The sequence below is a fragment of the Pseudorhizobium banfieldiae genome, from assembly GCF_000967425.1.
GTDB classification, from domain to species: Bacteria; Pseudomonadota; Alphaproteobacteria; order Rhizobiales; family Rhizobiaceae; genus Neorhizobium; species Neorhizobium banfieldiae.
Genome location: NZ_FO082820.1, coordinates 3553516 through 3576857, shown reverse-complemented (window position 1 = coordinate 3576857; position 23342 = coordinate 3553516). Strand labels below are relative to the sequence as shown.

Genomic DNA, 23342 nt, shown 5'->3' with positions numbered 1-23342 from the left:
CCGACCTGCTTCGAAGTATTATTTGTCATCGTCGTTTCACCTTCGGAAGAGCCCGATGTCCAGCCAGGCCCAGCTTCGTTCCAACAGTCGCCCGGGCGGAACGCCCTTCGCCGATTTCGCACCGTCCATCCGGCCGCAGAGCCCGCTACGGCAGCTGATCACGGCCGCCTACCGCCAGCCAGAGCCGGAATGCCTGCAGCCGCTGCTGGAAGGGGCGACGCTGCCGGAAACCATGCGCCTCGATATCAAGGATACCGCCCGGAAGCTGATCACCGCGCTTCGCGCCCAGCATACCGGCTCCGGCGTCGAGGGACTGGTGCACGAATATTCGCTGTCCAGCCAGGAAGGCGTGGCGCTGATGTGCCTTGCGGAGGCGCTGCTTCGCATCCCCGACACAGCCACGCGCGACGCCCTCATCCGCGACAAGATTTCGTCCGGCGACTGGAAGTCACATGTCGGCGGCGGCCGATCGCTCTTCGTCAACGCGGCAAGCTGGGGCCTCGTCGTCACCGGCAAGCTGACGGCCACGGTCAACGACCGTGGCCTCTCCGCGGCGCTGACGCGGCTCATTGCCCGTTGCGGTGAGCCGGTCATCCGCCGTGGTGTCGATATGGCGATGCGCATGATGGGCGAGCAATTCGTCACCGGCGAGACGATTGACGAGGCGCTGAAGCGGTCCCGCGACCTGGAGGAACAGGGCTTCCGCTATTCCTACGACATGCTGGGGGAGGCGGCCACGACCGCGGCGGATGCCGAGCGCTACTTCCGCGACTATGAAACCGCGATCCATGCAATCGGCAAGGCCTCGAACGGGCGCGGCATTTACGAGGGGCCCGGCATCTCCATCAAGCTGTCTGCACTGCATCCGCGTTACACGCGATCGCAGGTATACCGCGTCATGGGTGAACTCCTGCCCAAGGTGAAGGCGCTGGCGCTCCTCGCCAAAGGCTACGACATCGGGCTGAATATCGACGCAGAGGAGGCGGACCGACTGGAGCTGTCGCTCGACCTTCTGGAGGAGCTGTGCCTCGATCCGGATCTCTCCGGCTGGGACGGTATCGGGTTTGTGGTGCAGGCCTACGGCAAACGCTGCCCCTTCGTGCTCGACTTCATCATCGATCTCGCCCGTCGTTCGGGCCATCGCGTCATGGTGCGGCTGGTGAAGGGTGCTTACTGGGATGCCGAAATCAAGCGCGCCCAGCTGGACGGGTTGGAGGACTATCCAGTTTTTACCCGCAAGGTCCACACGGACGTGTCCTATATCGCCTGTGCCAGGAAGCTATTGGGCGCGATGGATCTCGTTTTCCCGCAGTTCGCGACCCACAACGCCCAAACGCTTTCGACAATTTATCATCTCGCTGGACCAGACTTCCACGTAGGCAAGTATGAGTTCCAGTGCCTGCATGGGATGGGCGAGCCGCTCTACGAGGAGGTCGTCGGCGCCGAGAAGCTTGACAGGCCCTGTCGCATCTATGCGCCGGTTGGCACGCACGAGACGCTGCTTGCTTATCTCGTTCGACGGCTGCTGGAGAACGGCGCGAACTCGTCCTTCGTCAACCGCATCGCCGATGAGACGGTCTCGGTCGAAGAGCTTGTCGCCGATCCGGTATCCGTGGTCCGCGCCATGGCCAGTCCAGGTTCGCGGCACGACCAAATCGCGCTGCCGCGGGATATCTTCGGGAAGGCCCGGCCAAACTCCTCCGGTCTTGATCTTTCGAACGAAGAGACCTTGGCTGCACTCAGTGCAGAGCTGCAGCGAAGCGCCACCATGAACTGGTCGGCGATTCCATTGGTTGAAGGCATGCGCCTGAGCGGGATCGCGCGGGCGGTCTTGAATCCTGCCGATCATGCGGATGTGGTCGGCCAGGTTATCGAGGCGAGTGAGGAGGAGGCGCAAGGAGCAGTCCGGTTGGCGGCTGAAGTCGCGCTGGAATGGTTGGCTGTCATTCCGGCTGAGCGGGCCGCACAGCTGGAGCGGGCGGCGGACCTGATGCAGGCGCGCATGCAGGTCCTGCTGGGATTGATCATGCGCGAGGCTGGTAAGTCGCTTCCCAATGCCATTGCCGAAGTACGCGAGGCCGTCGATTTTCTGCGTTACTACGCAGCGCAGGCACGACGGACACTGGGGGCGGCGCACAAGCCGCTTGGCCCGATCGTCTGCATCAGCCCCTGGAACTTTCCACTGGCGATCTTCACGGGTCAGGTGGCAGCGGCACTTGTCGCCGGCAACCCGGTGCTGGCGAAGCCTGCCGAGGAGACGCCGCTCATTGCCGCAGAAGCCATTCGCCTTCTGCACGAAGCCGGCGTTCCGGAGCGTGTCCTGCAGTTCGTCCCGGGGGACGGGCGGGTTGGCGCGGCATTGGTCGGTGCTGCGGAAACCTGCGGAGTGATGTTCACCGGATCGACAGAGGTTGCCCGCGTTATCCAGCGACAGCTCTCCGACCGGTTGCTGCCGAACGGCAAGCCAATCCCGCTGATCGCCGAAACGGGTGGCCAGAACGCCATGATCGTCGACTCTTCGGCTCTTGCCGAGCAGGTGGTGGCCGATGTCATTGCCTCTGCCTTCGACAGTGCGGGTCAGCGTTGCTCCGCACTCCGCGTCCTGTGCCTGCAAGAGGAAGTCGCGGAGCGGACACTGACCATGCTCAAGGGCGCGCTGAAGGAGCTGTCCATCGGCCGGACGGATTGTCTCAGCGTCGACATCGGTCCCGTCATAACCGAAGAAGCGAAAACGTCGATCGAATCTCATATCGAGAAGATGCGTGGTCTGGGGCGCAGGGTCGAGCAAGTCGACCTGCCTGCGGAAACAGCGGCAGGCACTTTCGTGTCGCCGACGATCATCGAATTGCAGTCGTTGAAGGATTTGGAGCGGGAGGTCTTTGGCCCCGTCCTGCACGTGATCCGCTATCGCCGCAACGAGCTCGACAGGCTGATCGATGATATCAACGCGACAGGCTACGGGTTAACGTTCGGGCTCCACACGCGGCTCGACGAGACCATTGCGCATGTGACGAGCCGCATCAGGGCGGGCAATCTCTATGTCAACCGCAACATCATCGGCGCCGTGGTGGGTGTGCAGCCGTTTGGCGGACGCGGGCTTTCTGGCACCGGGCCGAAAGCTGGCGGACCGCTTTATCTCGGCCGGCTGGTGGAAAATCCGCCAGTGCCACCGCAGCACAGTTCCGTCCACACCGATCCGGTGCTGCTTGACTATGTGCGCTGGCTGCAGGCAACAGGCAAGGCCGAGATGGCCGAGATCGCTGCTGCCATGGGCAGCGCCTCGACACTTGGCCTCGACATCCAGCTTCCCGGTCCGGTCGGTGAAAACAATCTCTACGCTCTCCACCCCAGGGGGCGCATCCTGCTTGCACCGGAGACGGAGACTGGGTTGTTGCACCAGCTGGGGGCGGTGTTGGCCACAGGCAACCACGCGGTGATCGACGAGGCTAGCGGGTTGAGACCGATCGCTGCGACCCTTCCGGTTAGCGTCGCTGCCCGGCTCAGATGGTCGGGCGACTGGTCGGCCGAAGGACCCTATGCCGGTGCGCTGGTGGAAGGTGAACCGGAGCGGGTTCGGACAATGAGCGCGCGGATCGCCCAAATCGCGGGTCCGCTGGTACTGGTGCAGGCGGCGCAACCGCAGGCCCTCGAGAAAAAGGCGGACGCCTACTGCCTCGGCTGGCTCCTCGAAGAAGTGTCCACCTCGGTCAACACTGCGGCAGCCGGCGGCAACGCCAGCCTCATGGCGATCGGCTGAAGATTGGTACCATCTGGTCTTGCCATCGGTGCCCGGTGCGGCTTTGATGGTCTGCCGGGACAAGCCTTCCGGTGCAATGCCGGGAGGAGTGCATGGAACCGTTCGTCTTCGCTACAACTGCCCGGATCGTCTTTCGGCCCGGCGCCGCGAGCGATCTTGGCAGGACTATCGAAGGACGCTGCGGCTCTCGCGTTCTGCTCGTGACGGACGCGGGCCTGCGCAGGCTGGGCCTATGCGATGCAGCCCTGCAGTCCCTGTCGGAAGCTGGTGTCTCGGCGACGGTGTTCGATGCGGTGGAGGCCGATCCTTCGCTCGCCACGGTGCTGAAGGCGGTGCAAACCGGTCAGGCAGCCGGTGTCACCGGCGTGGTCGGCTTCGGCGGCGGCTCTTCGCTCGACGTCGCGAAGATTGCAGCCCTGTTGCTCGGCTCCGGCGAGGACATAGATGAAGCCTGGGGTGTAGGGAACGCGAAGGGGCCGCGCATGCCGCTCGTTCTGGTGCCAACCACTGCCGGCACGGGATCGGAAGTGACGCCGGTTTCCATCATCACCGTTGAGGCTGACGAAAAGCGGGGCGTATCCTCACCGATCCTGCTGCCGGACATCGCCGTTCTTGATCCGGATCTGACACTTGGCCTTCCGCCAGCGATCACGGCCGCCACCGGCATCGACGCCATGGTGCATGCTATCGAAGCGTACGCCTCGCTTAACGCAAATAACAACCCCTTGTCGAAGATGCTGGCGCGACAGGCGCTGCAGTTGCTGGGCGCCAACATCGAACGTGCGGTCCTGGATGGCGCGGGTCGGCAAGCACGGGGTGCCATGCTGCTTGGCTCAATGCTGGCGGGTCAGGCTTTCGCCAACTCGCCCGTCGCCGCCGTTCATGCACTCGCCTATCCGATCGGCGGCAGATTTCACGTTCCGCACGGGCTTTCGAACGCACTCGTCCTTCCGCATGTAATGCGCTTCAACGCACCTCAGGCAGAGAAGGCCTATTCGGACATCGCTCCCGACGCCTTTCCGCACCTCGCCGGGGAACGGGATATGCAGGTCCGCTGCAGAGCATTCATCGATTGTCTCGAGGGGCTCTCTGCGCGCCTCGCCCTGCCACAGCGTCTGCGTGATGTCGGTATCGGTGAGGAACATCTACCGGCCATGGCGGCGGACGCGATGAAGCAGACGCGGCTTCTCGTCAACAATCCGCGACCGGTCGGAGAACCAGACGCGCTGGCGATCTACAAGGCCGCATGGTGAGTCAGAGGAGCCCGTGGGTCGCGGCAGCCAATACGAGGTAGCGCGCCCCCTTGCCGATGAAGACCAGCAGCAGGAAGGTTGGCAGCGGCTCCCGAAGGACGCCGGCAATGACCGTAATTGCGTCGCCCCCGATCGGAAGCCAGCTCAACAGGAGCGACCACTTTCCGTAGCGGTGGTACCAGTTACGCGCCTTTTCGAGTTTCTCAGGTGATGCCGGAAACCAGCGGCGGTTACGGAACCGCTCGATACCGCGCCCGAGCGCCCAGTTGACCACCGCTCCCAAGGTGTTGCCAATCGATGCCACGGCGACGACGGCCGCCGTGGAATAGTCGCCGGACAGGATCAGCCCGACCAGAATCGCCTCCGACTGCATCGGAAGGATGGTAGCGGCCAGAAAGGCGGCCGCGAAGAGCGCGACATAGGCGGCCAGTATCGTCTCCTCCCGAATCTTGGCTAAAGAAAAAGGGGCGGATGCAGTACCCGCCCCTTCCGATGTCTGCTTCAGTCTCAGGCTTGCTTTGGCCGTTCACTGTCCTCCAGCGCCGTGTCCTCAGCAACCTCCGCGGCTGCCTTGGCGCGGCGGGTGCGCCAGTCTCCGAGGAAGAGCAGGATCGGCGCCGCAATGAAGACAGAGGACGATGTCGCGATGACGATGCCGAAGACCATTGGAATGGCAAAGCTCGAAACGGCGCTGCCGCCCCAGATCGCCATCGGGATCATCGCCAGGAAGGTCGTGGCGGATGTGTAGAGGCTTCGTGCCAATGTCTCGTTGATCGATCGGTCGATCAATTCGCGGAGTGGCATCTTCTTGTAGAGACGCATGTTTTCGCGCATCCGGTCGTAGACCACCACCTTGTCGTTGACCGAATAGCCGACGAGGGTGAGTACTGCGGCGATTGCCGTCAGGTTGAAATCGAGCCCGGTAATGGCGAAGAAGCCGATAGTCTTGGTGACGTCGAGGATCAACGTGGCTATCGCGCCCACGGCGAATGGCCACTCGAAGCGCACCCAGATGTAGATGAGCATCGCCAGTGCCGCCAGCACGACGGAGAGAATGCCTGCCGTTGCCAATTCGTCGCTGACCTTCGGCCCGACCACTTCTGTCCGCTCCACCTTGGCGGTCGCGTCGATCTGCGTCACCGTTGCACGCAACTGCTCGACTGCGGTGGTCTGTGCCTCCTCGCCGCCCGGCTGCCGCTCGACACGAACGAGAATGTGATTGGAGCTACCAAATTCCTGAAGCGCCACCTCGCCGAGCCCGAGCTCACCCAGACCGCTGCGGAAGGCAGCAAGGTCAGCCGGACCTTCGGTCGCAACCTCCATCTGGATCCCGCCCTTGAAGTCCACGCCGTAGTTGAGCCCGGGTGTGAAGAACAGGATGATCGACGCGACGGAAAGGAAGAGCGAGACACCAATCCCGAAGAAACGCGCCTTCATGAACCGGATCTGCGTGCCGTCCGGGATCAGGTTGATGGGCAGAAGCGGCTTGATCTCGATCTTCTTGAGCTTCATCCGGCCGGTCGCCCAGATCATCGCGATGCGAACGATCGCAACTGCGGTGAACATCGAGATGATGATGCCGAGGCCCATGGTGATCGCGAAGCCGCGAACCGGTCCGGAGCCGAACCAGAACAGCAGGACCGTTGCAATCAGCGTCGTAACGTTACTGTCGACGATGGTCGAGTAGGCACGCTGGAAGCCGGCGTCGATCGCGGCGAATGCACTGCGGCCCTTCCGGCTTTCCTCTTTGATGCGCTCGTTGATGAGAACGTTCGCATCAACGGCGATACCGATGCCGAGGACGATACCCGCTATACCAGGCAGGGTAAGCGTCGCCCCGAGCAGCGTCAGCGCCGCAAACGTCAGGATGATATTGATGAAGAGGGCAATATTGGCGATCAGTCCCCAGCCGCCATAGAGCAGCAGCAGGAAGGCAACCACGAGGCCGAAGCCGATGAAGCCGGTGAAGATCCCCATCTCGATGGCATCGGACCCCAGGTCGGCGCCAACGGTGCGCTCTTCAATGACGGTGAGCTTTGCCGGCAGCGCACCTGCGCGAAGCAGCGCGGCAAGCGTGTTGGCCTCCTCGACGGAGAAGCCGCCGGAAATTTGTCCCGAGCCACCGGTAATCGGCTGGCGGATGACGGGTGCGCTCAGCACCTTATTGTCGAGGACGATTGCGAACGGCCGCCCAACATTGGCCTGCGTGATCTGTGCGAAGCGGCTTGCGCCGGCGGTGTCGAAGCGGAAGTTGACGACAGGCTCGTTGGTCTGCTGGTCGAAGGCAGCGCGTGCATCGGTCAGACGATCGCCGGACAGTTCCACCCGGTCGAGAACCGGGAATTGCTGGCCCTGGTCATCGGCCAGCATGGTAACGCCCGGTTCGCCCTGATTGCCCAGCAGATGGAAGCTCATCTTGGCAGTGGAGCCGAGCAACTGCCGCAGCCGCGAAGGATCCTGCTCCCCGGGCAGCTGGACCAGGACCCGGTCGTCGCCTACCCGCTGGATGGTCGGCTCTGCCACGCCCACCTGATCGACGCGCTGGCGGATGATCTCGAGGCTCTGCTCGACAGCCGCACTGCCGTGCGACGTGATGCCGGCTTCGGTGTAGGCGAGCGTGATGGTGTTGTCGGCCGGAGTCCGGATGCTCAGGTCCGTCTGCCCCACCGCGGTACCGAGGCCCACGGGATTGGCAAGGGTTTCCAGCTGGTCGACGGCGGCTCCGCGTTGCGCGGGGTCGCGCAGCGTCACGGTGATGGCGTCTCCACTGCGACGCACCCCAGCCACGTCGATCCCGTTGTCGCGAAGCACCCGGCGGCTGTCCTGCAGCAGGTTCTGGAGTCGTTCGTTGACGAGGTCTGCGCGATCCACTTCCAGCACAAGGTGCGAGCCGCCGCGAAGGTCGAGCCCAAGCGAGACGCGGTCATGCGGCAGCCACGAGGGCAGGCGATCGAGAGCGCTCTGGGAAAGTACGTTCGGCAAGGCAACCAAGATGCCGATGAAGATGATGAAGGCGTAAGTCGCCACCACCCAGGGAGAATTTCTCATGTCATTGTTCCTGCTCGGCCCTCGCGGCGCGTCACGCGGCCGGGGCGCTGATTTCTAGCCTGCGGATGATCTTTCATCCACGCGTCAGGCCGCGGCCGGAGGTGCTCGCGGTTGGAATGGCGAGGCACCGGTGCCTGCTGTCCCGCCTGGCACCACGAAGCGATAAGTGCCAGGGGCATCGGCAGGGAACGACCAGCGCGCTGGAGGCGGCAGGAAGCTGCCGCCATCCGCAGATGCCGACGCGGGCGCGCTATCGCGCCGGATGTCGACGACAACGATACGAGAAGGCTCCCGCTTGGTCGGATGGGCCATGTCCGAGCCGATTGCGTCGGTATGCGTGGCGACATCGGGTCGGACGAGGTGGCTGGCATCGGCAATCAAGCTGCCGAAGGCAGCGAGAAAAAGCCCGAGCACCATCCGGAGCCACCAAGCCTCCGCCGGTCTCCGTCTATTTCGCGATGATGTCCGCAATCGTGGCGGAAGTCGCGCCATCCGCTTACTCCGGAGCGTTCGCACCCTGTCGTCCGAGGGCTTTTGGCGGCGTTCTAATGGAGAGCCGGGTCAGGGTCAATGTTCCAAGCCCTAGCAGGCCTTCTACGCTCCTCCGGGAGTGTGCCTAAGCAATCTGGCGGCTGCTGATGGACCGGCAGGCAGGATCGCATATAACTTGTGCAGGAGACATGCGGCAGGAGGAAGAAGATGACGACAGCACAGATCGTCGGCTGGGCACACTCAAAGTTCGGGAAATCCGAAGCGCCCACCACGCGAGCACTCATGGCGGAAGTGATCAACCCGGCGCTCGCTCATGCGGGCATCGAGGCCAAGGGCGTTGATGGCATCTTTGTCGGCGTCTTCAACAACGGCTTTACCAAGCAGGATTTTCAGGGTGCGCTTGTCGCCATGGCTGCAGATGGCTTCACCCATACGCCGGCAGCCAGGATGGAGAATGCCTGTGCGACCGGATCGGCGGCGATCTATTCGGCGCTGGATTTCATCGGATCGGGGCGAGGCCGCGTTGCGCTGGTCGTCGGCGCGGAGAAGATGACCTCCTTGCCGACCAAGGAGACGGGCGACGTGCTTCTGGGCGCGTCATTCCGTGAGGAGGAAGCAGATATCGAAGGCGGTTTTGCCGGACTCTTCGGACGGATCGCGAACAACTATTTCCAGCGATACGGCGACCGTTCGGAAGAGTTGGCGATGATTGCCGCCAAGAACCATGCAAATGGCATGGCCAACCCCTATGCTCACATGCAGAGGGACTTCTCCTTCGACTTCTGCAACACGGTCTCCGACAAGAATCCCTATGTCGCGGCACCGCTTCGACGGACCGACTGCTCCCTCGTTTCGGACGGAGCGGCGGCCCTGGTGCTCGCCCACCCCGACGTCGCAGAAGGAATGCAGCGCGCCGTTGCCTTCCGCGCCCGAACGCATGTCAACGACATCCTCGCCATGTCGCGCCGCGATCCCATTGCGTTCGACGGTGCGCGCCTTGCCTGGCAAAAGTCCCTTTCGGAGGCGGGGCTGACGCTGGATGATCTCGATTTCGTCGAGACTCATGACTGCTTCACAATTGCTGAGCTGATCGAATATGAGGCCATGGGATTGGCTAAGCCTGGCGAGGGCTACAAGGTCGTCCGCGAGGGACTGGCCGCAAAGGGCGGGAAGCTGCCGGTCAATCCTTCTGGCGGCTTGAAATCGAAGGGGCATCCGGTAGGTGCCACCGGGGTCTCCATGCATGTCATGGCGGCGATGCAGCTCTGCGGCGAGGCCGGCGACATGCAACTGCCGAATGCCGGGAAGGCTGGGGTCTTCAACATGGGTGGCGCGGCCGTCGCCAACTATGTCTCAATTCTCGAACGGGTAACGTAAGCCGGGAGCCGGGCCGCAGTCGAGACCACATTGACATACGCCCCGCAAGGAAGAAGATGGCCCCCACGATAGCAGCGTTCGGGGGACATCATGTCTAAGCGCGCAATAGTCGATTTCTCTGCATTTGTCTTCACCATTATTCTTGCTCTGGCAGCGCCTCTCCAGGCGGCGGAGCGGCGCCTGGAGATTACGCCGGACGGGGATTATTTCGGCTTCGACCTCCGCACGGTCCAGAACGTCTCGCAAGCCCAGTGCGAGGCGGCCTGCATCGGCGACAAGGCCTGCAAGGCGTTCACCTACAATGTCAGGGCGCAGTGGTGCTTCCTCAAGTCGGACTTCGACCAACTCAACAGCTTTCCGGGGGCAGTCGCCGGCAAGATCGTCGAGGCGGATGCAGAGCCCGATATCGGCGCTCCGACCCGGCTTGGCTTCCTGTCCGACGATCTGTTGCGCGAGGCGCGTGAATACAAGTCCGATCTTGCGCTGGGGGACAATCAGCAGGGCTATGGGGCGGAAGAACTGAAGGCTATCGCCCAGAACGAGCTTCTCGCCGGCAATCTCGACAACGCGCTCTATAACTTCAAAGGCGCCTTATCTCTTATGCCAGAAGACGGTGCTCTCTGGACGGAAACGTCGCGGGCGGCGGGGACGGCAGTCGGCAACTACGCCATGGCCAGCGAGGCGGTGCTGACCGCGATCAACGGCTACCAGCTCAGCAGGACGGCGCAGGCCCGTGCGGACGCGTTGGCCGTACTTGCCGCCGCACTCGAACGGCAGCAGAACTACCGCCCGGCCCTTACTGCCTACAGGGAGAGCCTGGCGCTGGTGCGATCGCAGACGGTTCAGGCTGCCTATGATGACCTCCGTGAACGGCAGGGGTTCCGGGTGGTCGGCAATACCATCGATTCCGACAGCGCCAGCCCGCGTGCTTGCGTTCAATTCTCAGAACCGCTCCTGAAGGCAACCGACTATGCGCCGTTCGTCGTCGTCGATGGCAGGGCTCCGGCGGCTCTGGAAGCAAGCGACAATCAGATCTGTGTCGAGGGCCTGACCCACGGGCAGAAGCTCGCGCTCTCGCTCCGCCGCGGCCTGCCGTCCTCCGTGGACGAGGACCTGCAGCAGCAGGTTGATCTTGAGCTTTACGTGAAGGACCGTTCGCCGGCTGTCCGCTTCACCGGCGACGCCTTCGTCCTGCCGTCCACTGCCCGGCGCGGCATCCCGATCGTCTCGGTCAACACGGACCAGGCGGAACTCAAGCTCTACCGTGTCGGCGATCGAAACCTCGTGTCGCTGATGACCAATTCGCAATTCCTTACCCAGATGGACGGTTACAGCGCCTCCCGGATTGAGCAGGAAAGCGGAGAGCTCGTCTGGGAGGGCTCGATCGAGATGGGTCAGGATCTCAACAAGGAGGTCGTCACCAGCTTCCCCGTGGATGAGGCGCTACCGGCGCGCAAGCCCGGCGTCTATATGCTGATCGCGGAAGCGGCCAATGCTCCGAGCCAGGAATGGAACAGCAAGGCGACCCAATGGTTTGTCGTTTCCGACATCGGGCTTTCTACCTATGCCGGAACCGACGGCCTTCATGTCTTTACCCGATCGCTGGCATCCGCAAAGCCGTTGCAGGGCATCGAGCTCCAGTTGCTGGCCAAGAATAACGACGTGCTCGGAACCGCGACGACCGATGCGGATGGCCGCGCCGTCTTCACCGCGGGGCTGATCCGCGGGACGGCGGCAACGGCGCCAGCGATGGTCACTGCGCGGAAGGGGGATTCGGACTATGTCTTCCTCGACATGACGCGAGCCGGCTTCGACCTCTCCGATCGCGGCGTCACCGGAAGACCGGCCCCGGGTGCTATCGATCTCATGCTCTGGACAGAGCGCGGCATCTATCGACCGGGCGAGACCGTCCATGCATCGGCGCTTGCCCGGGATGTCGATGCCAATGCCATAGAACGACTGCCGCTGACCTTCGTCTTCCTGCGCCCCGATGGGGTAGAGGACCGGCGGGAGGTCAGGGAGGGCGAACTGGGCGGCTATGCGCTCGGCCTGCCGCTGCTGGAAACGGCCATGCGCGGCACCTGGACGATGCAGGTCTTCACCGATCCCAAGGGCTCGCCGATGGCCGAGAAATCCTTTCTTGTCGATGATTTCGTTCCGGATCGGATCGAGTTCGATATCACCAGTACCGCAAGTGAAGTGGATCCGGGGAGCGCGGTGCCTGTCGCGATCGACGGCCGCTACCTCTACGGCGCACCGGCTTCAGGGCTTTCGCTCGAGGGAGAGGTCGTGCTGAGACCAACCCGCGAACGGGAAGCCTATCCGGGATACCAGTTCGGACTGACCGACGAGGAGGCGAGCGAAACCCTTCGCTTGCCTCTCGAGGGGCTTCCCGACGTGGATGACGACGGGAAGGCGACTGTCGATGTCTCTGTCGAGGAAGCTCCGGCGACAACGCAGCTCGTTGTGGCCGATATCGTCATTCGCATGCAGGAGGCCGGAGGTCGGGCAGTCGAGCGGAAACTGACCTTGCCGGTCAAGCCGGATGGTGCGCGGATCGGCATAAAGCCCGAGTTTACTGGTGACCTTCCCGAAAATGCAGTCGCCAACTTTCATCTGATCGGCATTAATCCGGATGGTCAGCGACTTCCGCTCCAGGGACTTGGCTGGAAACTGCTGAAGGTGGAGCAGGAATACCAATGGTATCGGGAGGGATCTGCCTGGCGCTTTGAGCCCGTCACCCGCACCAGCCAGGTCTCCGACGGTCGGGTGGACCTGGAACAAGAAGGCGCTCGGATCTCCATGCCTGTTACGTGGGGACGCTATCGGCTGGAGGTGGAAGGCAGCGAAATCGGCGCTGCCTCGGGTGTGGAGTTCGACGCGGGCTGGTTCGTCTCGGCAACATCGACCGAGACTCCGGACGCTCTCGAGATCGCGCTCGACAAGCAAAGCTATGCGGTGGGAGATACCGCCAGACTCAAGATCGCGTCCCGCCATGCCGGGGAGTTGCTCGTCGTCGCAGGGTCGGAAGAACTCATCTCCGTGCAGACAGAGAGCTTGGCAGCAGGCGGGGGCGAGGTGGAGATTCCCGTTACCGCCGATTGGGGTGCCGGTGCCTATGTGACGGCAACCCTGTTCCGCCCTGGCGACAGTCAGGAGAGCCGGATGCCGATGCGCGCGATCGGGGTCACCTGGCTGAAGGTCGATCCACAGGATCGCGACCTGGAGATCGGCCTCGATGTGCCCGACCAGACGCTGCCGCGGCAGCCCCTCGACATCTCGCTCCAGGTTGCCGGCGCCGGTGTCGGCGAGGATGCCTATGTCACGGTGGCAGCCGTGGATGTCGGCATCCTCAACCTGACCCGCTACGAACCGCCTGCTCCCGATGACTGGTATTTTGGCCAGCGCCGGCTGGGAATGGAGATTCGCGACATCTACGGTCGGCTCATCGATGGATCGCTCGGTGCCACGGGCCGTATCCGGACAGGAGGCGATGGTGGCAGCATGGCCCTGCAGGGCGAACCACCGACCGAGAAACTGGTGGCATTCTTCTCCGGGCCGACCCGCGTGGATGGAGAGGGCAGAGCGAATGTCTCGTTCGACATTCCCCAATTCAACGGGACCGCGCGGGTCATGGCGGTTGCCTGGTCCAGGAGTGGCGTGGGTCATGCCGTCAAGGATGTCGTCATTCGCGATCCGGTGGTCGTGACCGCTAGCCTGCCTCGCTTCCTGGCGCCGGGCGACGAGGCAGACCTGAGGCTTGATTTCGCAAACACGGACGGCGCGCCTGGCCAGTACGAACTTGCCATCGACACCAATGATGCGATTTCCGTGGGCGAGACCCAACAGAGCCTCACGCTGGACGCAGGCGGAAGGACGGACCTCACCATTCCTTTCACCGGTCTGGAGCCGGGAGACGGGCAGGTGACCCTTCGGCTGAGCAATGCCGCAGGCTTGTCGCTCGAGCAGGTTCTTCACCTGCCGGTCAGGCCTGCGACGCTGCCGATGACCGAGCGCCGAGTGATCGCGCTGGCACCCGGAAACAGCCTGACCGTGAGCGGTGACCTTCTGGCGGACAGCATCCTCCCGGGCGCTTCCGTCAGCCTCAATGTCAGCCGCTCGAGCGCATTCGACATCCCGGCCCTCATGATGAGCCTTGACCGCTATCCGTATGGCTGCACCGAGCAGACGACGAGCCGTGCCTTGCCGCTTCTCTACCTGAGCGAACTGGCAGCCCGGAATGGCTTGACCGAGAACGGCGAGGTGAAGCAACGGGTGCAGGATGCGATCCGCCGCATCCTCTCCAACCAGTCGTCGTCCGGCAGCTTCGGCCTCTGGGGGCCGGGAGGCGGCGATCTCTGGCTGGATGCCTACGTCACCGATTTCCTCTCCCGAGCAAGAGAGCAGGGCTATGACGTGGCGGAGCGGGCGATGGTTCAGGCCTTGGAAAACCTGCAGAACACTCTTTCCTACACCAACAACGTCCGCGACCAGGGCAACGAGATCGCCTATTCGCTTTACGTCCTCGCACGAAACCGCAAGGCCGCGATCAGCGACCTTCGCTATTACGCCGACACCATGCTCGGCGACTTCCCCACACCGCTCGCCAAGGCGCATATTGCGGCATCGCTGGCTCTGTACGGGGATGCGCAGCGGTCCCGGTCGATCTTTGCCGATGCGCTGGGAATGGCGGAGCAGTCGCAGCTCCAGCAGGTGAGCCTGGTCCGGTCGGATTACGGCTCCTCACTGCGGGACGGTGCGGCGGTGCTGGCTCTTGCCGCGGAAAGCAGGCCTGTTCCGCCAATCGTCCCGGCGCTTGCGGACGTCGTCGCACGGGATTGGGAACAGAAGAGCTACACGAGTACCCAAGAGCAAGCCTGGATGCTGCTTGCCGCCCGCGCCTTGCAGACAGGGGACGAGGACATCGACCTCGAAGTGAACGGCGCGTCGCATGCCGGGACATTGATGACGCGCATGGCAGGCGAGGCGGTGCTCGATCACCCGCTGACCGTGACCAACAATGGCGACGAGGCGCTTTCGGCCACCGTTACCACGGTCGCGGCTCCAGCCAGTCCGCTCGCCGCCGGTGGGGAGGGCTTCGTCATCGACCGGAGCTATTACACACTGGACGGTGAACCGGCGAATGTCTCCCACGCGCGACAGAACGAGCGTTATGTTGCGGTACTGACCATCACGGAGACCAATGACTGGCCATCGCGGATCCTGGTGCAGGACCTGCTCCCTGCGGGATTCGAGATCGACAATCCCAGCCTTGTGGACAGCGCGCAGTTCGCGAACTTCGACTGGATCGACGAGGTCGAGCCGGCGCATACGGAGTTCCGCAACGACCGGTATGTCGCGGCCTTCAATCGCAACACAGGCGACAATCGTGATATCACGCTCGCCTATGTCGTTCGTGCCGTGACTCCCGGTACCTATGATCACCCCGCCGCGCAGGTCGAGGACATGTATCGCCCGCAATTCTCCGCCCGCACAGCTGCGGGGCGAATGGAGGTTTTGGCGGCCCGGTGAGATGATGAGGTTCGAAAGGATTGCCGTTGGTCTGGGCATGGTGGTCGCCGCCGCTGCGGCGACAGCGTTCGGGCTCGATGCTGCGGACCGGGCCTATCCACCGCCGCTGGAGCGGGCGCTCGTCGTTTCGCCCGAGGTTGTTGATGCCGAGGGTGCCCTGCTCCGAGCCTTTGCGACAGCCGAAGGGCGTTGGCGCCTCGAAACGAAGATCGAGGATGTCGATCCCCGTTTCTTGAGGATGCTCGTCGCCTACGAGGACAGGCGCTTCTTCGACCATTCTGGTGTTGATTCTCTTGCCGCCGGACGTGCATTCCTGCAGCTATTGGCCAATGGTCGCGTCGTATCAGGCGCATCAACATTGACGATGCAGGTCGCCCGGCTGATCGAACCGCGCGAGACTCGTTCCCTCTCGGCGAAGCTGCTGCAGGTGGTGCGTGCGGTCCAGCTCGAGCGGCGGCTCACGAAGAATGAAATTCTCGAGCTTTACCTGACCCATGCGCCCTACGGCGGCAACCTGGAGGGCGTGCGGGCAGCAAGCCTCGCCTATTTCGGGAAGGAGCCGAAGCGGCTCACCGTGGCGGAGGCAGCGCTCCTCGTCGCCCTTCCGCAGGCGCCGGAAGGCCGCAGGCCGGATCGGAAGTGGGCGCAAGCAATGGCGGCGCGGGAGCGGGTTCTGGCGCGTTCCGGCGTGGCGGATGTCATAGGCGAAGGCGAATTGCAGCGCGCGACCCGCGATCCTCTGCCCCAACGGCGACGAGAGCTTCCAAGCCATGCGGCGCATCTGGCTGAAGCAGCAATCCGCAACTATCCGACGGTTCAGGAACATCGCACAACGCTGAGAAGAAGTGTGCAGAAGGCACTGGAAGACGTTGCCCGTGAGGTGGCCTCGAAGCTCAGCCCGAAGGTTGGGGTCGCGATGGTCATGGCCGACGCCGCGACGGGCGAGATCATCGGGGAGGTCGGCTCTTCCGACTATTTCGATTCGAGCCGGTCCGGCTGGATCGACATGACCCGGGTAAGTCGCTCACCCGGCTCGACCCTGAAGCCATTCATCTACGGACTCGCGTTTGAGCAGGGTCTGGTTTCGCAGGAAACCATCATCGAGGACCGCCCCTCCGATTTCTTCGGGTATCGGCCGAAGAACTTCGATATGGGTTATCAGGGCGATGTGACCGTGCGCCATGCGCTGCAGCTGTCGCTGAATGTTCCAGCTGTAAGGCTGCTCGACGTGGTAGGGCCATCCAGGCTGATGTCGCGGTTCCGTCGCGCGGAGGTGCGAGCAGTACTGCCGCCGCACGAGGCGCCGGGTCTCGCAATCGGTCTCGGCGGCCTCGGCATCACGCTCGGCGATCTGGTGCAGGCCTATGCGGCCCTTGCCAACCAGGGCGCTCCGGTTCGGCTCGGTAACGGGATCACCACCGAGCCGGGAGAGCTTGAGCGTGGACCGCTTATGGAGCCGGCGGCGGCCTGGCATGTAACGGACATCCTGTCCGACATCCTGCCGCCGCTCGGAAGCCCCCGCCTCGGCATCGCCTACAAGACGGGCACGAGCTATGGCTATCGGGATGCCTGGTCGGTCGGCTACGATGGGCGCCACGTCCTCGGCGTCTGGGTTGGCAGAGCGGACAACGGTGCCGTGCCCGGCATTTCCGGATACCAGACGGCAGCGCCGATCCTCTTTGAGGCCTTCGCACGATCGGGTGTCGTGCACACGCCGCTGCCTCGGCCGCCTGCCGGCACCACGCGCATCGCCCAAGGCGATCTACCAATAAGCCAGCGCCGCTTCTCCATGACGGCCGGGGGGCTGATCGCCGCGTCGGCCGGCGCGCCGGCGCCGCAGATCGTCTACCCGCCGGAAGGCGCGAAGGTCGACCTCGGTGTGACGTCGCAAGCCGGCGAAATGCCGCTGGCGCTCAAGCTTCAGGGTGGCAAGGCGCCTTTTCGCTGGCTGGCGAACGGCAGGCCGCTGGAGGGTCTCTCCTATCGCCGCACCAGCGAGTGGAGGCCGGATGGTGCCGGCTACGCCACGCTGACGGTGATCGACGCTGCCGGGCGTGCCGCCAGCGTCAGGATCTTCGTGGAGTGATCAGGCCGCAGTCGCCGCTTTCTTGCGGGCGACACGGGCACGAATGGAATCCACATCCGCCCGTGGCGTCGCGGCGAACAGCGTTCGGGTATACTCGTGCTTCGGATCGGAGAACACTGCATCACGGGTGCCGTACTCAACAGCCTCGCCGAAATACATCACCATAACCTCGTCGGCGATGTAGCGGACGACGGAGAGATCGTGGCTGATGAAGACATAGGTCAGCCCGAACTCGTCCTGCAGGTCCGCGAGCAGGTTCAGAACCTGCGCCTGGACCGAAAGATCGAGAGCAGACACCGGCTCGTCGAGGACCAGCAGCTTCGGGTTCAGCATCAGCGCGCGGGCGATGGCGATCCGCTGCCGCTGGCCGCCCGAGAACATGTGGGGGTAGCGGTTGTAGTGCTCCGGCCCCAGCCCGACCTTCACCAGCATCTGGGTGGCGCGGTCACGCCGCTCCTCCGCGGACATCTTGGTGTTGATCAGCAGCGGCTCGCCCAGGACGTCGCCGATCTTCTGGCGCGGGTTCAGCGACCCATAGGGGTTCTGAAAGACGATCTGCACCTTCTGGCGCATTTCGGCGGTCAGCTGGCCGGGACGCGTGTCGATCTTCTTGCCGTCGATGATGAGGTCCCCGGCCGTCGGTTCGTCGATGAAGGTCAGCATGCGGGCAAGCGTCGACTTGCCGCAGCCGGACTCGCCGACGATGGCCAGCGTCTTGCCGCGTTCCAGCTTGAATGAAACACCCTTGACTGCATGGACGATCTTCTTCGGCTTGAAGAGACCACCCGGAAGCTCGTAGTCACGCTTGATATCGCGAACCTCGAGCATGATGTCGTTCGATGCTTCAGTCATGCGCGTGTCTCCACGGGTTCCGGCGTGCCGTCGAAGAATTCGGAGACCGTTGTCAGACGGTCGCCGGTGGCGTTTTCCGGAAGGGCGGCGAGGAGCGCCCGGGTATAGTTGCTCTTGGGGTTTTCGAAGAGGGAGAGGACATCGGCCTCCTCCATCTTCTTGCCCTTGTACTGCACGACCACGCGATCGGCCGTTTCGGCGACCACGCCCATGTCATGGGTAATCATGATGAGGCCCATGCCGTTCTTTGCCTGCAGCGACATCAGGAGATCGAGGATCTGCTTCTGGATCGTCACGTCAAGCGCAGTGGTCGGCTCGTCAGCAATCAGCAGCTTCGGATCGCAGGCGATGGCAATGGCGATCATGACTCGCTGGCACTGGCCACCGGACATCTGGTGCGGGAAGTGGTTGAGCCGTTCCTCCGGATTGGGAAGACCCACCTGCCGGAACAGCTCGATCGCCCGCTCGCGTCGTGCCTTCTTGTCCAGCCCGAGATGGATGCGCAGCACCTCCTCGATCTGGAAGCCGACCGTGAAGCAGGGGTTGAGACTTGCGATCGGCTCCTGGAAGATCATCGAGATGTCCTTGCCGATCAGCTTGCGGCGCTCCGCCGCGCTGATGTTCTGGATATCCCGACCTTCGAAGAGCATCCGGTCAGCCGTAATCTTTGCCGTCCAGGGCAGAAGTCCCATGACAGCAAGCATGGCGACCGATTTCCCGGAGCCGGATTCACCCACGATCGCCAGAACTTCCCCCTTCTCGACGGAAATGGAGACGCCGTCGACGGCGCGGAACCAGCCGGAGGCCGTTTCGAATTCGACGGTGAGGTTGTCGATTTGCAGCAGCGCCATGGTCAAGACCTCTTCAGTTTCGGGTCAAGCGCGTCCCGCAAACCGTCACCCATCAGGTTGATGGCCAAGACGGTGATGAGGATTGCCAGACCCGGGAAGGTGACGACCCACCAGGCGCGGAGAATGAACTCACGCGCTTCGGCAAGCATCGTGCCCCATTCCGGTGCCGGCGGCTGAGCGCCCATGCCGAGGAAGCCGAGGGCCGCGGCGTCGAGGATGGCGTTCGAGAAGGAGAGCGTCGCCTGCACGATGAGCGGTGCCGTGCAGTTCGGCAGGATCGTGCGGAACATCAGGCGCAACGGACCGGCGCCGGCGAGGCGCGATGCCGTCACATAGTCGCGGGTCTTTTCCGTCATCACGGCAGCGCGCGTCAGGCGCACGAAGTGCGGCTGCAGCACGAGGGCAATGGCGATCATGCCATTGATCAGCCCAGGACCGAGGATCGCCACCAGCACGAGGGCCAGCAGCAGCGACGGGAATGCGAGGATGATGTCCATCAGCCTCATGATCACGGTGTCGACCCAGCCGCGATAGTATCCCGCGATGACGCCGATCAGGATGCCGCTGGTCAGCGACAGCGTGGTTACGAAGACGCCGATGAAGAGCGAGTATTGCGAACCGTAGATCAGGCGCGAAAGGATGTCGCGGCCGACCGGGTCGGTTCCGAGAAGATAGCTCATATTGCCACCCTCCAGCCAGGCCGGGGGAAGCAGAACGGCGTCGCGATACTGCTGGAAGGGCGAATGCGGTGCAATCAGCGGTGCGAAGATCGCAGTCAGTACAAGCGCCACGAAGACGAAAAGACCAATCACCGCGCCGCGGTTTTCGGAGAAGTAGAACCAGAATTCCTTCAGCATCTTGCGGCGCAGCGCCGAGCTCGAAATGACTTCCGGGGAATTGTCGATGTCATTGATGGTATCGGCCATGGGATTTTCTCCTTCTAGTGCCGGATACGGGGGTTGATCAGGCCGTAGAGCAGATCGACGATCAGGTTGACGAACATGATGATCGCGGCGATCAGCAAAAGGCCGCCCTGGATGACCGGGTAGTCGCGCCGGAAGACGCTGTCGACCATCCACTTGCCGATACCCGGCCAGGAGAAGATCGTTTCGGTCAGGATGGCACCTGCGAGCATGACGCCGATCTGCAGGCCGATGGTGGTTATGACCGGGATCATTGCATTGCGAAGCGCATGAATGCCGACGACGCGGAATGGCGACAGGCCCTTGGCACGTGCCGTGCGTACATAATCTTCCGAGAGCACTTCGAGCATTGCCGATCGGGTCTGGCGGGCGATGACCGCGAGCGGGATAGTCGCCAGCACGATCGACGGCAGAGCCAGGTGGCTCAGCGCCGACATGAAGGCGCCCTTCTGACCGGACAAGAGCGAGTCGATCAGCATGAAGCCGGTGACCTGCGGGAAGAAGTACATCAGCGAGATGCGGCCCGAGACCGGTGTCCATTGCAGGATGCCCGAAAACAGGATGATCAGCAGCAGGCCCCACCAGAAGATCGGCATCGAATAGCCGACAAGGGCGATGCCCATCAGCGACTGGTCAAAGAATGAGCCACGCTTGATGGCAGCAATCACGCCAGCAGGGATGCCGATAATGACAGCCAGGAAGATTGCGCAGAGCGACAATTCCACGGTTGCCGGGAAAAGCGCCAGGAACTGGTCGAGGATCGGTGTCTTCGAGACGATGGAGGAGCCGAAGTCGCCGGTTACGACGCCGCCAAGATAATCCAGGTACTGAACGACCAGCGGCCGGTCCATGCCGAGCTGGGCGCTGATCTGCGCGTGCCGCTCCGGCGACATGACACGTTCGCCCGAGAGAAGTGCGACGGGATCGCCCGGCAATAGCCGGATAAACGAGAATGCAATGATCGAGACCCCGATAAAGGTCGGGATCAGAACGGCGAGACGCCGCAGGAGAAAGCCGAACATCAGGAAACCTTCTGTGTCTTGAGCCGCGTCAGGTATCGAACCCCGCACGTGGCGCTTGAAGTGGTTTCACTTCATTTTTTTGGGCGCTCATAAAGCAAATGCCGCGGGAAACGCAACGTATCCCGCGGCAGATTCATCAATTACGCGCGATTACTCGGCGATATCGACGTTTTCGAAGGTGAAATCGCCGAGCGGGCTCTGGACGAAGCCGGACACTTCCTTGCGCATGGGAACGATTGACAGCGAATGGTCGATGGTCGCCCACGGAGCTTCACGCTTGAAGACGACCTGCGCCTCTTCGTAGAGCTTCGTCCGCTCAGCCTGGTCGGAGGTGACCTTTGCCTTCTTCACCAGGGCGTCGAACTCCTCGTTGCACCACTGGGCACGGTTGTTGCCGCCGACGGCATTGCAGCCGAGCAGGGTGTCGAGGAAGTTGTCCGGGTCGCCATTGTCGCCGGTCCAGCCGAGCATGACGGCGCCGTCACGATCCTTCGCCTTGGAGCGGTCGAGATACTCGGCCCACTCGTAGGAAACGATCTCGACATTGACGCCGATCTTGGCGAAGTCGTCCTGGATGATTTCGGCGGCGCGGCGTGCATTGAGCATGTACGGACGCGATACTGGCATCGCCCAGATCTTCATAGAGAGGTTTTCCACACCTGCGTCCTGAAGCATCTTCTTGGCGGCTTCAATGTCGTAGGCGTCATCTTCGATCGCGTCGTTATAGGACCACATGGTCGGCGGGATCGGGTTCTTGGCGGGTGTCGCCATGCCCTGGAAGACGGCGTCGACGATCGCTTCCTTGTTGATCGCCTTGTTGAGGGCCTTGCGCACCTCGACCTTGTCGAACGGAGCCTGGGTCGTATTGTAGGCGAGGTAGGCAACGTTCAGGCCTTCCTGCTCCAGAACCGTCAGGTTCTCATCCGCCTTCATCGATTCCACATCGGCCGCGTTCGGGAACGGCATCAGGTGGCACTCGCCGGCCTTCAGCTTCTGATAGCGAACCGCGGCATCGGTGGTGATTGCGAAGACGAGATCGTCGATCTTCGGTGCGCCACCCCAGTAGTCGGCGTTCTTCTTGTAGCGGATGACCGCATCCTGCTGGTAGCCGACGAAGGAGAACGGGCCGGTGCCGACGGGCATCTGGTTCAGCTGTTCCTTCTTGCCATCGGCTTCCAGCTTGTCGGCATATTCCTTGGAGGCGATCGATGCAAACGGCATTGCCAGGTTTGCGAGGAACGGTGCTTCCGGACGGTTGAGCGTGATCTTGACAGTCAGGTCGTCAACCTTCTCGATCGACTTGATCAGTTCCGGGAAGCCCATGCCGGCGGCATATTCCCAGGAGGTGCCAGCGACGTACTGGTTCCACGGATGATCCGCCTTGAGCTGGCGCTCCAGCGAGAAGATGACGTCGTCCGCATTGAACTCGCGGCTCGGCGTAAAGAATTCGGTCGTGTGGAACTTGACGCCCGGACGCAGCTTGAACGTGTAGACCGTGCCGTCTTCGCTGACTTCGTAGCTTTCGGCGAGACCGGGTTCCGCCTCGGTTGTGCCGGGCTTGAATTCCATCAGGCGGCTGTAGATCGGATGAGCCGAGGCGTCGAAGGTCGTGCCGGCGGTGTACATGCCCGGGTCAAAGCCTTCCGGCGAGCCTTCGGAGCAGTATACGAAGGTCTTTGCGCTGGCGGCGCTGGCGAAGAAGGTCGCCGACAGCAGTGCTGCAGCAAGTGTAATCTTGTGTTTCACGGGTATTCTCCCAGTTTTTGTGGCCGGCAAGGCGCCGGATCCGATTGAGACGTGGTGTCGATGCGCTTTTCGCATCCTTTAAGTCTTTTTTGCTTCACCTCCTGCCGACCCGGATTCTCAACCGGGTCGACGATCAAGCTTTACCCCTTTTTGGCTCGCACCCGGATGACCGGCCTACGCTCCTGCCTGTCGCGTCCGTGAATCTGTTTCCCGGGCGCCCCGTCCGGACTTCGAAGAACAATCTGCCTCGAATGCTCCGCAATCAGACATGTTTTGCCACCCTTTGTGGCATCCTTGGAAAATTGCGGCCGGACTGTGGCGCGGGAGCATAGCGAATACCTCGTGCTTGTCGAGATGCTTTGAGCTTGGAGCAATTCGATGTGATTACGGGCATCTTCGGCCA

13 protein-coding genes are annotated in these 23342 nt (G+C 62.8%); 5 read left to right on the top strand and 8 right to left on the bottom strand.

Annotated elements, in window-relative coordinates:
• The first annotated feature begins 55 nt into the window (after positions 1 to 55).
• On the top strand, positions 56 to 3757 hold the full coding sequence (gene putA / locus NT26_RS17330) for a trifunctional transcriptional regulator/proline dehydrogenase/L-glutamate gamma-semialdehyde dehydrogenase (RefSeq protein ID WP_052640593.1): 3702 nt from the start codon (positions 56 to 58) through the stop codon (positions 3755 to 3757).
• A gap of 92 nt (positions 3758 to 3849) precedes the next feature.
• Positions 3850 to 5010 (top strand): iron-containing alcohol dehydrogenase, encoded by a 1161-nt coding sequence (locus tag NT26_RS17325; RefSeq protein WP_052640591.1) that lies wholly within the window; start codon positions 3850 to 3852, stop codon positions 5008 to 5010.
• 1 nt (position 5011) lies between these two features.
• Here NT26_RS17325 and NT26_RS17320 read toward each other — a convergent pair whose 3' ends face one another.
• The 3 genes from NT26_RS17320 to NT26_RS17310 all read right to left on the bottom strand — a co-directional run bounded on the left by NT26_RS17320 (position 5012) and on the right by NT26_RS17310 (position 8475).
• Positions 5012 to 5383, bottom strand: coding sequence for a YqaA family protein (locus NT26_RS17320; protein ID WP_082077751.1), 372 nt, complete (start codon positions 5381 to 5383; stop codon positions 5012 to 5014).
• A 134-nt stretch (positions 5384 to 5517) separates the two neighbouring features.
• Positions 5518 to 8058 (bottom strand): protein translocase subunit SecD, encoded by a 2541-nt coding sequence (gene secD, locus NT26_RS17315; protein ID WP_052640587.1) that lies wholly within the window; start codon positions 8056 to 8058, stop codon positions 5518 to 5520.
• Positions 8059 to 8142: 84 nt separating this feature from the next.
• Complete coding sequence (locus NT26_RS17310; RefSeq protein WP_052640585.1) at positions 8143 to 8475, bottom strand: cupredoxin domain-containing protein; 333 nt, start codon at positions 8473 to 8475, stop codon at positions 8143 to 8145.
• 282 nt (positions 8476 to 8757) lie between these two features.
• On the opposite strand from NT26_RS17310, the gene NT26_RS17305 reads away from it, so the two are divergent.
• From NT26_RS17305 to pbpC, 3 genes are all read left to right on the top strand, one after another.
• Positions 8758 to 9927 (top strand): acetyl-CoA acetyltransferase, encoded by a 1170-nt coding sequence (locus NT26_RS17305; protein ID WP_052640583.1) that lies wholly within the window; start codon positions 8758 to 8760, stop codon positions 9925 to 9927.
• 90 nt (positions 9928 to 10017) lie between these two features.
• Positions 10018 to 15459 (top strand): alpha-2-macroglobulin family protein, encoded by a 5442-nt coding sequence (locus tag NT26_RS17300; protein WP_052640581.1) that lies wholly within the window; start codon positions 10018 to 10020, stop codon positions 15457 to 15459.
• A gap of 4 nt (positions 15460 to 15463) precedes the next feature.
• Complete coding sequence (gene pbpC, locus NT26_RS17295; protein WP_425287739.1) at positions 15464 to 17545, top strand: penicillin-binding protein 1C; 2082 nt, start codon at positions 15464 to 15466, stop codon at positions 17543 to 17545.
• Here the strand turns inward: pbpC and NT26_RS17290 are convergent, their stop codons facing one another.
• From NT26_RS17290 to NT26_RS17270, 5 genes are all read right to left on the bottom strand, one after another.
• Positions 17546 to 18397, bottom strand: coding sequence for a dipeptide ABC transporter ATP-binding protein (locus NT26_RS17290; protein ID WP_052640577.1), 852 nt, complete (start codon positions 18395 to 18397; stop codon positions 17546 to 17548).
• Complete coding sequence (locus tag NT26_RS17285; RefSeq protein ID WP_082077750.1) at positions 18394 to 19248, bottom strand: ABC transporter ATP-binding protein; 855 nt, start codon at positions 19246 to 19248, stop codon at positions 18394 to 18396. The genes NT26_RS17290 and NT26_RS17285 overlap by 4 nt, the downstream gene beginning before the upstream one ends.
• A gap of 2 nt (positions 19249 to 19250) precedes the next feature.
• Positions 19251 to 20174 carry an ABC transporter permease subunit gene (locus NT26_RS17280; protein WP_052640575.1) on the bottom strand — a complete coding sequence of 308 codons (924 nt, stop codon included), beginning with the start codon at positions 20172 to 20174 and terminating at the stop codon, positions 19251 to 19253.
• A 14-nt stretch (positions 20175 to 20188) separates the two neighbouring features.
• Positions 20189 to 21193: an ABC transporter permease subunit gene (locus NT26_RS17275; RefSeq protein WP_052640573.1), complete on the bottom strand. Its 1005-nt coding sequence runs from the start codon at positions 21191 to 21193 to the stop codon at positions 20189 to 20191.
• A 150-nt stretch (positions 21194 to 21343) separates the two neighbouring features.
• Positions 21344 to 22939 carry an ABC transporter substrate-binding protein gene (locus tag NT26_RS17270; protein WP_052640571.1) on the bottom strand — a complete coding sequence of 532 codons (1596 nt, stop codon included), beginning with the start codon at positions 22937 to 22939 and terminating at the stop codon, positions 21344 to 21346.
• Positions 22940 to 23342: the final 403 nt, after the last annotated feature.

What these genes read in the sequence shown, in the direction of transcription:
- putA (WP_052640593.1), top strand. Translation starts at nt 56, where the DNA reads ATGTCCAGCCAGGCCCAGCTTCGTTCCAACAGTCGCCCGGGCGGAACG.
- NT26_RS17325 (WP_052640591.1), top strand. Translation starts at nt 3,850, where the DNA reads ATGGAACCGTTCGTCTTCGCTACAACTGCCCGGATCGTCTTTCGGCCC.
- NT26_RS17320 (WP_082077751.1), bottom strand. Translation starts at nt 5,383, where the DNA reads ATGCAGTCGGAGGCGATTCTGGTCGGGCTGATCCTGTCCGGCGACTAT.
- secD (WP_052640587.1), bottom strand. Translation starts at nt 8,058, where the DNA reads ATGAGAAATTCTCCCTGGGTGGTGGCGACTTACGCCTTCATCATCTTC.
- NT26_RS17310 (WP_052640585.1), bottom strand. Translation starts at nt 8,475, where the DNA reads ATGGTGCTCGGGCTTTTTCTCGCTGCCTTCGGCAGCTTGATTGCCGAT.
- NT26_RS17305 (WP_052640583.1), top strand. Translation starts at nt 8,758, where the DNA reads ATGACGACAGCACAGATCGTCGGCTGGGCACACTCAAAGTTCGGGAAA.
- NT26_RS17300 (WP_052640581.1), top strand. Translation starts at nt 10,018, where the DNA reads ATGTCTAAGCGCGCAATAGTCGATTTCTCTGCATTTGTCTTCACCATT.
- pbpC (WP_425287739.1), top strand. Translation starts at nt 15,464, where the DNA reads ATGAGGTTCGAAAGGATTGCCGTTGGTCTGGGCATGGTGGTCGCCGCC.
- NT26_RS17290 (WP_052640577.1), bottom strand. Translation starts at nt 18,397, where the DNA reads ATGACTGAAGCATCGAACGACATCATGCTCGAGGTTCGCGATATCAAG.
- NT26_RS17285 (WP_082077750.1), bottom strand. Translation starts at nt 19,248, where the DNA reads ATGGCGCTGCTGCAAATCGACAACCTCACCGTCGAATTCGAAACGGCC.
- NT26_RS17280 (WP_052640575.1), bottom strand. Translation starts at nt 20,174, where the DNA reads ATGGCCGATACCATCAATGACATCGACAATTCCCCGGAAGTCATTTCG.
- NT26_RS17275 (WP_052640573.1), bottom strand. Translation starts at nt 21,193, where the DNA reads ATGTTCGGCTTTCTCCTGCGGCGTCTCGCCGTTCTGATCCCGACCTTT.